A 14397-nucleotide genomic window follows, 5' to 3' on the forward strand; every position below is an offset into this window, starting at 1 on the left:
CTGATGTCTACTTGCACAATGGCTAATGAAGGTTAAATGAATCGACGCGACTATCGACAACGCTTAGTGATAAAGCCGAAACTTATATCAGCAAAGCTTGTATCAATAATCGCTCGGCCATGCCACAAGTACGGTTTTTTCAGTCATATTGACCTGCATTACCGTTTGCTTATGCCATGGGATCAGGCGTTCTTCCTTATCTAAACTGTCTGAATTAGGTGCCACGCGCATAATGTCATGGGCACCAGTTTCAAACATTTCAGTAATATTGCCTAGATACTCATCTTGCTCGTTCATCACGCGCAAGCTGACCAAATCCGACCAATAATATTCATTTTCAGCTGTTTCAGGCAAGACGTTTTGCTCGACCCAAATGGTAACACCATTCATAGTCTCTGCAACATTGCGGTCAGGAACTTGCTCAAATTGAGCCACGATTCCTGTCCCTTGCTCACGCCAAGCCTTTACAGTCAAAAGTTTCATGCCGGTGGCAGTTTTCATCCACCATGGCTGCATGTCGAATATCGCCGTCCGATCATCCGTATCGCTGAACACCCAAAGCCAACCTTTGATGCCATAAGGCTTCTTAAGCTGACCAATTTTCATAAGCGCACTAGCGTTTGGAACAGATGACATAACGGCTAACCTAACAATGATTAAAACAGCAATTGTAAAAAAATTTCAATCAAAAGCGATAAACGCAATCAAAAGCGATAAACAGTTAATCGCGCATCCTGGTCAGACCAGTTACGCTATATCTTCTAAAGTCTACTAAGTAATGCATTTAGCATTCAGTAGCAGCAAGGAAAACTTAAGCAGTTGCTTCAGTTTGAGCTGCAGACTTGTTGTAAGCTTTTGCTAATGAAGCAACGCGATCTGAAGGTTGTGCACCTTTTGCGATCCACGCGTTGTACGCTTCCATGTTTAGGCGTACTGCTTCTTCAGACTCTTTAGCGAGTGGGTTAAAAAAGCCGATGTTTTCAATATAGCGACCGTCACGCGCGCGGCGTTGATCAGCAACAACTACTTGATAAAATGGGCGTTTCTTGGCACCGCCCCGTGCTAAACGAATAACAACCATGTGAATTCTCTCTTTCGCAGGTATACCAAAAAGGGCATAATTATAGCACAGTCTTATTTTATTGAAAACATAAACTGTGCTTATTTAATTATTTATTAACAATAGCTTAAATGCACCTATATGTAAATTAAAATTATGAATCGTCAACGATTATGCAGCCCCGTTCTTGTGCGCTTAATTCTATTAAATCGCTAAAACACTGTTAGGTGGCTTTTTTATATTCTATTTAGGGTATGTCATCTTAGAGCATGTCATCAATTAGCACCTTGATACATTTAGCGGTCTTAAAATGGCTAAATGTAATTATGCAAATTTGAGCCATCAGCGTAGTTACTTGATTGTGCTACCCTACCGCCCTCTATAATGGTCTAATAAAAACAGTCTACAATAGACCTTAATACCCAATGTCGGCAATGTGCTTGATTAATTAACGATAAAAAAATATTGAAGTTTCTTAAACACGACTTTATTTTATCACCCTATTATTTATCTACGCCTTGGACTCATATGATCATCCCAAACCCCAAGCCACCTCGCAAAGGTTGGCTACCACGCTCCTATTCGAACAGTTGGTTGACCACTTTGATGGTGGCCTTTATTGTCCTTATCAGTGTCGGCTTATCGATTGTGTTTTTTTGGCGCAGTCTGTATTTGCCAGAGCTAAAAAACCATGCGCGTTATCTGACCAGCGAGCTACGTTTGATGAATAGCGTCAATAGAGACTGGCAGGATAACCCTAAGGTACGGCAGTGGATATATCAACATTCGCACGTGGTGGTGGTCGACAATCCTAGTGACTTCCCACAAGTAGCAGATAAAGCGTTTGTGGGAGTTTTTACCGATGTATTGCAGTACGAAATCGGGGCACAGTTGGGTCGACCGGTTGAGGTATATTTTAAATTCAAACCAACGCCGCAGCTTTGGGTACAAGACAGCCGTGACACCAGTTTTTGGATTCGTGAACCCGTGGTTTATTATTCTCAATATAGCCCAGGATTGTTAGTACTATTCCTCATTGGATTGCCTATATTATCGCTGCTGACCATTATTTTATTAGCACGGCAATTGAATCGTCCACTGCGTTATTTACAGCGTGCGGCGACCAATTATATTCGCCTTGGTCACGCTACTACCTTGCCGACACGCAACGGCCCTACTGAAATTCGCCAAGTAAATATGGCGTTCAATCGTCTATTTACCACACTCAATCAAGCACAAAAAGAGCGCACGATTATGCTTGCGGGTATCTCGCACGATTTGCGCACGCCTTTGACTCGTATGCGCTTGACCGCAGAGATGCTACCGGATGATTTTTTTCGCGAGGGTTTGATTTACGATATTGAGGATATGGATGCGATTTTAGAACAGTTCATCTCATTTATGAAAGATGGCTCGGATGAACCAGTGCGCCTGACCAATTTAGACACCATATTTAATGAAATCATGGTGCAATTTGCGCCAATGAAATTTATTTATCAATCGGAATGTGACAAAGTAGTACCAGTGCGACCTCTCTCGATTAAGCGCTTGGTCATTAATCTGGTCAATAATGCCAATCGGTATGGCAAGCCGCCTATTTATCTTTCAGCGACTGTCGTACCAACGTTCATAGAAACAACTGAAGTAGAAGACAGTGACGTAGTCTCTGAAAATGAAGTCAATAAAGAAGCTCAAGAGCAGCTGATGATATGTGTAAGGGACTGTGGTGATGGCGTAGCAGAAGATCAATTAGAGCGCATCATGCAGCCTTTCGAACGCGGTGAGACAGCACGTACCACCCAAGGTAGTGGCCTAGGTCTGGCGATTGTTGACCGTATTGCACGGTTACATCATGGTACGGTTGAGGCAATCAATCATCCTGAAGGCGGACTACAAGTGTGTGTGCGTATCCCTTTACTGTCCAAGGTAGCAGGAGAGCAAACATTAGCAGCTAATACAGATAAAACGTCAAGAGCAGATACTAGCTTTAATAAAGACGTATAAAAAATTAACAAAAGACGATTTCATAATCGTCTTCAAAAGTTGGGGTGATAACTTAGGGCGTGTTGAACATTCGACCATGGCACTGACAGATACTATTTTTTAGACAGTTCGACGTTAAAAATAGTAAGTTTAGTCATTCTAAGCGTCTGTTTTTAACAATGAAGTGGCAAAAAATAGTCCTGTCTCCCTTTGTTGGTATTAGAGCTGATGTTAAAACTGCTCCATACTGCGTTGTAAACCTAGTTAAGGCTCTAGCATTACCGTCGTTTTACGCTTTGTCTGGAGCAGTTTTAGCGATCAGCAGTGCCTATTTGTCAATGTTCAATACGCCCTAACTGTTTCAATATTTGGGCAACAAAAATTATTCCCGTACGCCGATAATCGGTGGAATATACTCAGCACTATTAGTAAACGCTAGGGGCTGAGTAATTTCATCCTGCGCGGCTTTGAGCGTTTGAGTCGTGGTTGGCTGCTGTAGAAATAAATAATAACCCAGCGTCAACGCATTCAGTAGTACCAAACCACCAAATAAATACGGCATCCTCTGCCCTCCTCTATTTTCCAACTTGTAAAACCTGTTATTACAGGCTTGCTACCAAAGCATCTCAGCCTAGTTCACCATATATTGAGCGCTGAGTCTATTTTTTGCTGGTCAAAATACTTATAATTTTGCAGACATACAATAGCTGTTTGCATTATTTAATCTCAAAATCACGGTCGCTTTTTTCTTGGGTTAATTGATCAGCAGCCAGCACTTGCGTCAAAGGTTTGATAGGCCATGTCATCACAAATCTAGCACCGCCAAGATCACGGCTTTCGTCTACCTTCATACTGCCATTAAACCAAAAGGCAATACGCGACACAATAGACAGTCCTAGACCATAGCCACCAGAGGCTCGTGTACGGCTGTCATCTAAGCGTGAAAATGGAATAAACACTTTTTCGCGGTCAGCCTCTGCAATACCTTGACCATCGTCCTCCACGCTGACAAAAGCATTGCCCTTTTTGACGCCCGCACTAATAATAATGGTCGTTTCTGCATAGCGTAAAGCATTACCCGCAAGGTTTTGAATGACACGGTGCAAATATCGTCTGTCTGCTACTGCTGTTACTTTAGGGTTTGGCAGATTGGCGACGATTTTTATAGGTTTGCCTAAGGCATTGGTTTCGCGCTCAATCTGTTCGAGTAATTCTTTAAGATTCACCGGCTCTAGATCGAGTTTTGGCGAGCCTTCTTCAAGCTTAGCATAGGTCAAAATCTCATCAATGAGGCCATTGAGCGACTCAATATCTTCGTCAATATAATCACGCTGCATAAAACGTGAGTCTTCGTCATCGGTATCTGCTAGCATATCGACAGCAAAGCGAATACGAGCCACAGGCGTACGTAACTCGTGCGATACCGCGCGCGTCAGCTCTCGCTGCGACTCAATCAAACGCTTAATATGGGCGGTCATGGCGTTAAACGTCGCTGACAGACGTGCAATTTCGTCTTGCCCAATGACTTGCACTTGGATATCAAGGTTGCCTTGACTCACCTCATTAACACCGACTTGGATCAATTGTAATTTACGCTCGAGCGGAAAAATAAGCGCATAGACACCCAGACTGATCAAAAACATACTAATTAGAATCATACTGATAATCAGATTAAGCGGGAACCAATTGAACAAAGGAACCGGCCCAATCAGAATCGCCATATCGTTGATTTCAGATGGCACAATAATTTTGATAGATGAGTTACTTTTACTGCTATTGGTGTCTTGCAACAAAATGACCACTTCATCGCGGCGCAGACGCGCCATCTGATCTGTGTCCAACTCAAGCGTATTGACGGCTTTAAATGCCAAAGGAAAAGAGAATTTTTCTTCCAATTCAGCCAAGCGAGCACGCTTATCCGACAGCGTTATATGATAGGACAAATCATCCAGTAGGAACACAGCAATGGCACGTACTTGCTGCTCGGTGACTTGAGTAACTCTAGCGGTCAACACGCTTTTACTATCTGGTAGACGATAATAAACGTCTGCGTAGACGGGCTGACTCACATAACGCACAACGGTATTGCCGTTCTCAAAACGTCGCAATTCGCTGGCATTAAAATCGACTTTTTCAATCGGTACAACACTAAAAGTCGCGCCAAACAAACTACTCGCATCAGACAACCAGTACTCACGCTGCATCTCATTGTCTTGGTGCGCAATTCCTTCGCTGACCAGATGAAAAGCACCCGTTGCCATGCTTTCACGGTAGGATTGCACGCGCTCTTTATTGATGGTATCCATCAATAGTTGAGCAAATAATGCCACACACAAACAGACGATGAGTAGTCCAGCATAAATACGGACAAAAATACTATGTTTTAAAGAAGAGACTAATGACATACGTGCCGTGACCAACTTAGTAAATAATAACGACTGATAACATTTAGCATATAAATGACGCAATATTAATGATATCGAACATCGTTGAATAGAGATAAACCCTGACCGCTATGTTTTGATTTTATGTGCCAGTAATCTGATTACCTATGCGCATCACATCTATTTAGTCAGTATCTATAATAATGGCTTAATTAAACCACATAACACCACATTTAAGTTCAAAAATTAAGATTTCGCCACAAAAAAACCAGCATCGTTGCTGGTTCTTTTATCTAACTTACACTAACAATCAATCTTTGCATAAGCAAGACTGGCTAATTCAGTTAATGAATTAGTTGCCTTCTTTGACAAATAAATAACCTTTACTACGTACGGTTTTGATACGTTTTGGATTTTCTGGATCATCACCGATTTTTGGACGAATGCGCGAGATACGTACGTCAATTGAACGATCTTGACCATCATACTCAATACCACGTAGACGCTCAAAAATATCTTCACGAGAGAGAATACGACCAGCATTAGAAGCCAGCAACCACAAAAGATCATATTCAGCACTGGTAAAATCGACCAACTCATCACCCAAATTCACTGAACGACCACCGTTATCGATGACCAATTCGCCAAATTCTAAGCGTTGTGGCACATCTTCTGATGGTGCATTTTCTGAGCGACGCAATAAAGCACGGATACGGGCAAGCAGTACACGCGGCTGAGCAGGTTTGGCGACATAATCATCGGCACCCATCTCAAGACCCAATACCTGATCCATATCTTCAGTACGAGCGGTCAACATCAAGATAGGGTTCTGGTAGTGCGGACGTACCTCACGGCAGACTGTAAGCCCATCGCTACCAGGAAGCATGACATCAAGCACGACCAAATCTGGTTGTTCGTTGACAATGCGGCGAATGGCACGATTGCCATCAGTCTCAATTGCCACTTCTAAACCGTTTTTCACCAAGTAATCTTGGGTCAACATGGCCAGACGCTCATCATCCTCAACAATCAAAATTCGGGGGGTGTTGTCTTCTTCAGTTGTTGTCATTGTTATATCCTCTAATACATCTAATTTAAAAGCAGTAAAAGTAAGAGCGGTAAATTAATAGCGCCACCGAGTGGCACAATTGATGTTCGTATAGCTGTTACAAACTTGGTAGGACAGTATACTATTAAACATACAGCTTCCTATACTATAGCTTATAGTCGTTAACAAAACCTATAAACTACGACTATTAAAACTTTAGTTTGCGTCCAAGATTATATGATTTGTACTGCCAAAAAACCTAACACACTCTCTATCAAGCAGTTAAGAGGCCAATAGGTATGAACCATCAAACCCTTTAGATAAAATAGCTCTAGTACGTTTTTGATATTCTTGGTAATTGTTGTCCAACAGCTAATATAGCGAGATATATGGATTGCCGCTAGTGACTTTTGCATAAAATTATTAATATTGGCTATCTGTTAATTAAAAGTGCGGACTATATCGTGTATTTATTCAAACCTAACACAGAAACCCCGCATTATAGTGAATAGTTTAATATTCCATAGCGAATAGCTTGATACATCGTACCACGACCTAAATTCACACCAAATAATGAGCAAAAAAAACAGCCCATAATGGACTGTTTTTTGAGATATAAGACTGGATTAAACGTAAAGTTTAACACTGCAAATAATAAGACTAAGCACGGTTTTTGTACTTACGGATAGCTTGTAGCTGTCCTACGGACTCTGCCAATGATGCCAAGGCAGCGTTGGTTTGTACCGTATCTGATTGATTGACCAGCATTTGCTCTGCTTTTTTACGTGCTTCAACAATTTTGCTTTCGTCAAGATTATGGGCGCGCATCGCTGTATCAGCCAATACCGTGACCATTTTTGGTTGTACTTCTAGTACACCACCTGATACGTAAATCACTTCTTCTTCACCGTTTGGTGTTTGCACTCGCATCGCACCCGGTTTTAACAAAGTAATAAGCGGTGTGTGACCTGGCAATACACCAATCTCGCCTTCGGTACCAGTCGCTATTAACATGCTAATTTCGCCTGAATACAACTCTTCACGGGCACTTACGACGCGACATTGTAACGTTGCCATACTTAACTCCTTACTATCAAAACGCGATCAAAAAACAGTAAAAACTGTAATGCGTTACTGATGAGTAGATAAACGTATTATAGCCTATCTACTCGTTAGCCAATGCTTGAGCAACTTACGCTGCAGAAGATTTCATTTTTTCTGCTTTGGCAACTACTTCATCGATGCCACCAGCCATATAGAAGGCCTGCTCTGGTAAGTCATCGTATTCACCAGCGATGATTGCTTTAAAGCTAGCAATGGTATCGCGTAGTGGTACATATTTACCAGGTGCACCAGTAAAGATTTCAGCAACGTGGAATGGCTGTGACAAGAAGCGCTGAATCTTACGAGCACGATAAACGACTAGTTTATCTTCTTCTGACAACTCATCCATACCCAAAATTGCGATGATATCTTTAAGCTCTTTATAGCGCTGTAGAATTTCTTGAACACCGCGAGCAACGTTGTAATGTTCTTCACCGATCACTTGTGGATCTAGCTGACGTGAGGTTGAATCTAATGGATCAACCGCAGGATAGATACCTTGTGATGCGATATCACGGCTTAGTACAACCGTTGCATCCAAGTGAGCAAACGTCGTAGCAGGTGATGGATCCGTCAAATCATCCGCAGGGACATATACGGCTTGAACTGACGTGATTGAACCTGACTGAGTTGACGTAATACGCTCTTGTAGCATACCCATCTCTTCAGCTAGTGTTGGCTGATAACCAACCGCTGATGGCATACGGCCAAGCAGTGCTGATACTTCAGTACCGGCTAGTGTATAACGATAGATATTATCAACGAACAGCAATACGTCACGACCTTTACCAGTAGCAGGATCTTTCGTATCACGGAAGTACTCAGCCATAGTCAAACCAGACAGCGCAACACGTAAACGGTTACCCGGTGGCTCATTCATCTGACCATATACCATGGCTACTTTAGATTTACTAAAGTCTTCAGTGTTTACAACGCCAGCTTCTTGCATTTCGTGATAGAAATCATTACCTTCACGAGTACGTTCGCCGACACCAGCAAATACTGACAAGCCTTCATGCTTAAGCGCGATGTTGTTGATCAATTCCATCATGTTGACTGTTTTACCAACACCAGCACCACCAAATAGACCAACTTTACCACCTTTAGCGAACGGGCAAAGTAGATCGATAACTTTGATGCCTGTTTCTAACAATTCAGTACTGTTTGACTGATCCGCATAGCTTGGCGCTTCACGGTGGATAGACCATTTTTCGTCAGCTTCTACAGGACCTTCTTCATCGATAGGACGACCAAGAACATCCATGATGCGACCTAGGGTACCAATACCGACAGGCACAGAAATAGGTGCACCAGTATTAGTAACAGGTAGGTTACGCTTTAGGCCTTCAGTTGAACCCATGGCAATAGTACGTACGATGCCATCACCTAATTGTTGCTGTACTTCTAGGGTGGTTTCAGTACCATCTACTTGCAAAGCATCATAAATCTGAGGAACTTCACTACGGTTGAACTCAACGTCAAGAACCGCGCCAATAATCTGTACAATACGACCGCTACTCATTGCGTTCTCCTTGAACTTCTATATATAGGTGTAGTCAATTATGAAACAGCAGCAGCACCGCCAACGATTTCCGAGATTTCTCGGGTAATCGCCGCTTGACGCAGCTTGTTATAAACCAACTGTAAATCGTTAATTAGGTCACCAGCATTATCTGTTGCCGCTTTCATCGCAACCATACGTGACGACTGCTCAGAGGCAATGTTTTCCATTACCGCTTGATAAACAATCGACTCAATATAACGGCCAAGCAATTCATCAATCAACGTCTTGATGTCAGGCTCGTAGATATAATCCCAGCTAAGTTCTGTCTGTATACCGCTCTCTTCGTCACCAAATGAGCCCTCTGGTAGAGGTACTAATTGATTGACGGTTGGCTTTTGAGTCATGGCATTAACGAATTTGTTATATACCACATAGATACGGTCTATATTACCGTTACTATAATCCTCAAGCATGGCCTGAACGGGTGCATTTAATTGCTCAAACGTTGGTTTGTCGCCATAGTCGGTCACGGCTGAGGTGACTTTTCCGCCGAAATTTTTGAAGAAACTGACGCCTTTGGCACCGATGACTGCAAACTCAGCTTGAACAGACTGATCTTGATACTCGTGAATGCTTTTGGTGAGCGCTTTGAATAGGTTAATATTCAAACCACCTGCGAGACCACGATCAGAGGTAACGACAATGTAGCCGACCTTGTTGACCGGACGCGATACCATATAAGGATGTTTGTAGTCTGATGAGGCATGCACCAAATGTGAAATAACCCGGCGCATACTATCAGCATACGGGCGACCCACTTCCATGCGCTCTTGGGCACGGCGCATCTTACTTGCTGCTACCATTTGCATAGCGCGAGTAATTTTTTGGGTGCTTTTAATACTGGTGACTTTGGCACGTATCTCTTTTAAGCTTGCCATAATGATTCCAATATAAGAGGGTTAAAAAGCATTGGCGCCTGCAACAATTTTTTAATATAAAACATTGAACTGATCAAATAATATTTTAAATCTTGTGGCAACACGCGATCTAATACCGATGATGGTTAACGCAGTGACGCGCCTGTCTTAGCAAAAAGCTTATCAGACAACGCGTCACTTTGTAAGCTGTCAGCGACAGCCATAACCAGTTCGGCTTAACCCGTTAAATTAATAACTGTGATTTTGTTTAAAGGTCTCTAAAGCTGACTTTAAACGACCTGCGATATCATCATTATAGTTCGCAGTATCATCAATCTCACGCATCAATTCACTTTGCTCATCATGCATGTAACGTAAGTAAGATTCTTCGAAAGCACCAATTTTTTCAACTGGAACGTCTGATAAGAAACCTTCGTTCGACGCATAGATAACCGCTGCTTGCTCAGAGATAGACATTGGCTGATACTGTTTCTGCTTCATCAGTTCAGTCACACGCTCACCATGATCAAGCTGTTCACGAGTCGCGTCATCAAGATCTGAGGCAAACTGGGCAAATGCTGCTAGTTCACGATACTGGGCTAGTGCGGTACGGATACCACCAGACAGCTTCTTAATAATCTTAGTCTGAGCAGCACCACCAACACGAGATACCGAGATACCAGCGTTGACTGCTGGACGGATACCTGAGTTGAATAGGCTAGACTCTAAGAAAATCTGACCATCAGTGATTGAAATCACGTTAGTCGGTACGAATGCAGATACGTCACCAGCTTGGGTTTCAATAATAGGCAATGCGGTTAAAGAACCTGTCTTACCCACTACTTCACCATTAGTGAACTTTTCTACGTACGCAGCATTTACGCGTGATGCACGCTCAAGTAAACGTGAATGTAAATAGAATACATCACCAGGATACGCTTCACGACCTGGCGGACGACGTAGCAATAGTGAAATCTGACGATAAGCAACTGCTTGTTTTGATAAGTCATCAAAAACAATCAGGGCATCTTCGCCGCGGTCACGGAAGTATTCGCCCATCGTACAACCTGAATACGGTGCGATATACTGTAGTGCTGCTGGCTCTGATGCTGAAGCAACTACTACTGTAGTGTATTCAAGCGCACCAGTTTGCTCAAGCTTACGTACGACGTTTGCGATGGTCGAACGTTTCTGACCGATTGCCACGTATACACATTTGATACCAGATGATTTTTGCGCAATGATCGCATCGATAGCCATCGCGGTTTTACCCGTCTGACGATCACCAATAATAAGCTCACGCTGGCCACGACCGATTGGAATCATGGTATCAACGGCTTTATAACCGGTCATTACTGGTTGATCTACTGACTGACGGTCGATCACGCCTGGGGCGATTTTTTCGACTTTGTCAGTCATTTTGGCATCGATAGGACCTTTGCCATCAATAGGATTACCCAAAGCATCAACAACACGGCCTAGCAGCTCAGGACCTACGGGTACTTCAAGAATACGACCAGTACAATAGGCTTTTTGGCCTTCTTGTAGTTTTAGGAAGTCGCCCAGTACTACCGCACCAACAGAATCACGCTCTAAGTTAAGCGCCATCCCATAGATTTCACCTTCAAACTCAATCATTTCGCCGTACATGGCATCTTCAAGACCATGAATCTGCACGATACCGTCAGATACTTTGACAATCGTGCCTTCATTCTTTGCAGTTGCACCCGCATCAAGGTCTTGAATACGCTGCTTAATCAGGTTACTGATTTCCGCTGGATTCAATTGTTGCATTGCCTTGTTTCCTTTAATTTATGATAACCCGCCCACTGACTTAAATGCTCTTACTATCACGCAGTTTTTATATATCTACGTTGATGAATGGCATTAGGCAGTTAGCTGTGTTTTTAACTGTTGTAACTTGCCGCGCATCGAATCATCAATGATTTTGTCACCGACTTTGATCGTAACGCCAGCCAAAAGACTAGGATCAACCGACTCATGAATCACCACACTAGCATTTAGCGAAGCAGCAAGACGTGTTTGGAGCATATCACGCTGTGCATCGGTCAATGGATAGGCGGAGGTCACGTAGGCATCAAGCTGCTTTAAGCTGGTTGCCTTATGACGGCGATAATGCGCATAAACTTCAGGAAGCAGCGCCAGACGCTCTTGTTCTGATAACTGATTAACGAAGTTACTAAGTGCCACTGATACTTTTGGATAGCTGGCGTTGTTGTCTGGGCGAGCCCCTTGGGCCTCACCTAATAACTGCTTAAAAGCAGAATCATCAGCGCTAGCTACTTGTGTATCATAAAGATCGATCAAAGCAGCTGACTTATGCTCAGCAGAAACAGCTGGATTGTCTAGCCAAGTACTGAACGACTTGTCATTGACAATGTTACTGGCAATAAATAAGAAGTTTTCCCACTCATTTACTACCCCGTTTTCATTGGCATAGTCAAACGCGGCTTTAGCGTACGGTCGTGCTAAGGTTGATAAGTCAGCCATTATATCCTCACAATTACAGCTTCGCCGCCAGTTGGTCTAACATACTGGCATGTTTTTGCACATCGACTTTGTCTTGCAAAATCTTTTCTGCACCAAGCACAGCCAGTTCAGCAACTTGGGCACGCAATGATTCACGCGCTTGATTGATTTCTTGGTCGATAGATGCTTGCGCTTGTTGACGAATGCGCTCGCCTTCCGCTTGGGCTTGCGTTTTGGCATCTTCGACAAGCTGGTTGGCGCTCTTGTTCGCTTGCTCGATTAGAGCAGCAGCTTTAGTCTTTGCAAGATTAAGCTCCTGCTGGACATCTTGCTCCGCGGTCGCCAGATCTGCTTTTGCTTTTTCTGCGGCATTCAAGCCTTCAGCAATTTTACGCTGACGCTCATTGATGGCACCGATAAGTGGTGGCCACACGAATTTCATGCAGAACATCACAAAGATTGCAAAAGCAATGGCTTGACCGATGAGGGTAGAATTGATATTCACGTGATCACCTCTTTGTTAATGAAAAATCAGTTTCATTGATCATATTTGATAGCCAAACTTTGGCTATGGTTAAGATACAAACTTTGACTACCAAACATTTACAACTGAGCTTTCTGATTAACCTGCTAGAGGGTTAGCGAATAACAATAGCATAGCAATACCAACACCGATCATCGGAATAGCATCAAGAAGACCTGCTACGATGAACATACGAGTTTGCAATTGTGAGCCAAGTTCTGGCTGACGCGCAACACCTTCTAAGAATTTGCCGCCTAGAATAGCAAAACCAATACCTGTGCCAAGTGCGCCAAGACCGATAAGTAGCGCTACTGCTATAACTGTGTAACCACCTAATACTGGATCCATTGATGTATCCTCATTTACCTATTGAATGTCTAATTAATGTTCAGTTGATGATGCAAGCGACATGTAAACTATCGTTAGCATCATAAATACGAACGCTTGAAGTGTAATAATTAAGATGTGGAAGATCGCCCACGGTACTGATAACGCCCATTGAATCCAAAACGGCATCAGGGCAATCAGTATGAAAATCAATTCCCCAGCATACATGTTACCGAATAGACGCAAGCCAAGTGATACAGGCTTTGCAATCAAGGTAACTGCTTCTAGAATAAAGTTAATGGGAATCAAAATGGCTTGCATGATTGGGTTTTTGGCACTAAACGGATGGAGTGTTAACTCACCGACAAAACCACCCAACCCTTTTTCTTTAATGCTATAAAAGATAATCAGCGCAAAGACAGAAAATGACATGCCAAGCGTGATGTTAGGATCAGTCGTTGGCACAATCTTGAAGAATACGTGATGTGGATCATGACCCATCATGGCGCCAACTTGCCCCGCAAGACTTGGAATAAAGTCGATAGGCAATAAATCCATCAAGTTCATCAAGAAGATCCACACAAAAATAGTCAACGCCAATGGCGCAATCAGTTTTGAGGTACCACTATACGAATCACGAACGTTGTTATCAACAAACTCAACGATCAACTCAACTGCTGCCTGAGTTTTGCTTGGTACGCCTGAAGTGACTTTTTTGGCAACCATCCAAAAGATGGTGCAAAACAAGATACCCAGGCCAACTGACCAAAGCATAGAATCAAGATGGATAGCTTTAAAGCCCATCAGCCCTGCTTCTTCAGCAGTATAGGCAACTTTCCAGCCTTCGCCCGGCAAATAGCCGTACGTCCAATTCGTTAAGTGGTGAGAGATATATTCTGATGATGTTTGTTGCTCGGATGCCATAATGTAAGCTTCTTATTAATCAACGATTTAATCAACTACCAAAAATACGGTTGTCATCTGATGAGGCGATTGGTGGGTCTTTTCCCCACGTGTCTCACGTAAGGAGATAAAACCAACCAAGGCGCTCATGTAA

14 protein-coding genes are annotated in these 14397 nt (G+C 43.0%); 1 reads left to right on the forward strand and 13 read right to left on the reverse strand.

What is annotated here, in order from left to right:
* Positions 1-102 precede the first annotated feature (102 nt).
* Both rimM and rpsP read right to left on the reverse strand, forming a co-directional pair.
* The gene (gene rimM / locus ACMFL8_RS13350; protein WP_413191257.1) at positions 103-636 is read right to left on the reverse strand and encodes a ribosome maturation factor RimM; all 534 of its coding nucleotides are present in this window, start codon (positions 634-636) and stop codon (positions 103-105) included.
* Positions 637-811: 175 nt separating this feature from the next.
* Positions 812-1081 carry a 30S ribosomal protein S16 gene (gene rpsP, locus ACMFL8_RS13355; protein ID WP_021812802.1) on the reverse strand — a complete coding sequence of 90 codons (270 nt, stop codon included), beginning with the start codon at positions 1079-1081 and terminating at the stop codon, positions 812-814.
* Between the two features lie 507 nt (positions 1082-1588).
* Here rpsP and ACMFL8_RS13360 point away from each other — a divergent pair.
* Positions 1589-3064, forward strand: coding sequence for an ATP-binding protein (locus ACMFL8_RS13360; RefSeq protein WP_413191258.1), 1476 nt, complete (start codon positions 1589-1591; stop codon positions 3062-3064).
* 361 nt (positions 3065-3425) lie between these two features.
* On the opposite strand, the gene ACMFL8_RS13365 is transcribed toward ACMFL8_RS13360, so the two are convergent.
* The 11 genes from ACMFL8_RS13365 to atpB form a co-directional block, all read right to left on the reverse strand.
* Entirely contained in the window at positions 3426-3605 is a 180-nt protein-coding gene (locus ACMFL8_RS13365) for a hypothetical protein (protein ID WP_026037138.1), read from the reverse strand.
* A gap of 154 nt (positions 3606-3759) precedes the next feature.
* Entirely contained in the window at positions 3760-5448 is a 1689-nt protein-coding gene (locus ACMFL8_RS13370; protein WP_010197937.1) for an ATP-binding protein, read from the reverse strand.
* A 331-nt stretch (positions 5449-5779) separates the two neighbouring features.
* Positions 5780-6496, reverse strand: coding sequence for a response regulator (locus ACMFL8_RS13375; RefSeq protein WP_010197939.1), 717 nt, complete (start codon positions 6494-6496; stop codon positions 5780-5782).
* Positions 6497-7135: 639 nt separating this feature from the next.
* Positions 7136-7552 (reverse strand): F0F1 ATP synthase subunit epsilon, encoded by a 417-nt coding sequence (locus ACMFL8_RS13380; RefSeq protein WP_010197949.1) that lies wholly within the window; start codon positions 7550-7552, stop codon positions 7136-7138.
* Positions 7553-7667: 115 nt separating this feature from the next.
* Positions 7668-9101: a F0F1 ATP synthase subunit beta gene (gene atpD / locus ACMFL8_RS13385; protein WP_010197951.1), complete on the reverse strand. Its 1434-nt coding sequence runs from the start codon at positions 9099-9101 to the stop codon at positions 7668-7670.
* Positions 9102-9139: 38 nt separating this feature from the next.
* Positions 9140-10021, reverse strand: coding sequence for a F0F1 ATP synthase subunit gamma (gene atpG, locus ACMFL8_RS13390; protein WP_194620933.1), 882 nt, complete (start codon positions 10019-10021; stop codon positions 9140-9142).
* Positions 10022-10249: 228 nt separating this feature from the next.
* Positions 10250-11794, reverse strand: a complete 1545-nt coding sequence (gene atpA / locus ACMFL8_RS13395; protein WP_010197953.1) for a F0F1 ATP synthase subunit alpha — start codon at positions 11792-11794, stop codon at positions 10250-10252.
* Between the two features lie 93 nt (positions 11795-11887).
* Positions 11888-12511: a F0F1 ATP synthase subunit delta gene (locus ACMFL8_RS13400; RefSeq protein WP_413191259.1), complete on the reverse strand. Its 624-nt coding sequence runs from the start codon at positions 12509-12511 to the stop codon at positions 11888-11890.
* A gap of 13 nt (positions 12512-12524) precedes the next feature.
* Entirely contained in the window at positions 12525-12995 is a 471-nt protein-coding gene (locus ACMFL8_RS13405) for a F0F1 ATP synthase subunit B (RefSeq protein WP_010197957.1), read from the reverse strand.
* 117 nt (positions 12996-13112) lie between these two features.
* Positions 13113-13361, reverse strand: coding sequence for a F0F1 ATP synthase subunit C (gene atpE, locus ACMFL8_RS13410; protein WP_010197960.1), 249 nt, complete (start codon positions 13359-13361; stop codon positions 13113-13115).
* 33 nt (positions 13362-13394) lie between these two features.
* A complete protein-coding gene (gene atpB, locus ACMFL8_RS13415; protein WP_010197962.1) occupies positions 13395-14264 on the reverse strand; it encodes a F0F1 ATP synthase subunit A in 870 nt (289 codons plus the stop codon).
* Positions 14265-14397 lie beyond the last annotated feature (133 nt).

It is taken from the genome of Psychrobacter sp. AT9, assembly GCF_047272965.1.
In the GTDB taxonomy this organism is placed as follows: Bacteria; Pseudomonadota; Gammaproteobacteria; order Pseudomonadales; family Moraxellaceae; genus Psychrobacter; species Psychrobacter glaciei.

Bases quoted from the DNA above. Each gene is read 5' to 3' on its own strand.
- ACMFL8_RS13370 (WP_010197937.1), bottom strand. From the start codon at position 5,448: ATGTCATTAGTCTCTTCTTTAAAACATAGTATTTTTGTCCGTATTTAT.
- ACMFL8_RS13400 (WP_413191259.1), bottom strand. From the start codon at position 12,511: ATGGCTGACTTATCAACCTTAGCACGACCGTACGCTAAAGCCGCGTTT.
- ACMFL8_RS13365 (WP_026037138.1), bottom strand. From the start codon at position 3,605: ATGCCGTATTTATTTGGTGGTTTGGTACTACTGAATGCGTTGACGCTG.
- atpE (WP_010197960.1), bottom strand. From the start codon at position 13,361: ATGGATCCAGTATTAGGTGGTTACACAGTTATAGCAGTAGCGCTACTT.
- atpA (WP_010197953.1), bottom strand. From the start codon at position 11,794: ATGCAACAATTGAATCCAGCGGAAATCAGTAACCTGATTAAGCAGCGT.
- atpG (WP_194620933.1), bottom strand. From the start codon at position 10,021: ATGGCAAGCTTAAAAGAGATACGTGCCAAAGTCACCAGTATTAAAAGC.
- atpD (WP_010197951.1), bottom strand. From the start codon at position 9,101: ATGAGTAGCGGTCGTATTGTACAGATTATTGGCGCGGTTCTTGACGTT.
- rpsP (WP_021812802.1), bottom strand. From the start codon at position 1,081: ATGGTTGTTATTCGTTTAGCACGGGGCGGTGCCAAGAAACGCCCATTT.
- ACMFL8_RS13380 (WP_010197949.1), bottom strand. From the start codon at position 7,552: ATGGCAACGTTACAATGTCGCGTCGTAAGTGCCCGTGAAGAGTTGTAT.
- atpB (WP_010197962.1), bottom strand. From the start codon at position 14,264: ATGGCATCCGAGCAACAAACATCATCAGAATATATCTCTCACCACTTA.
- ACMFL8_RS13360 (WP_413191258.1), top strand. From the start codon at position 1,589: ATGATCATCCCAAACCCCAAGCCACCTCGCAAAGGTTGGCTACCACGC.
- rimM (WP_413191257.1), bottom strand. From the start codon at position 636: ATGTCATCTGTTCCAAACGCTAGTGCGCTTATGAAAATTGGTCAGCTT.
- ACMFL8_RS13375 (WP_010197939.1), bottom strand. From the start codon at position 6,496: ATGACAACAACTGAAGAAGACAACACCCCCCGAATTTTGATTGTTGAG.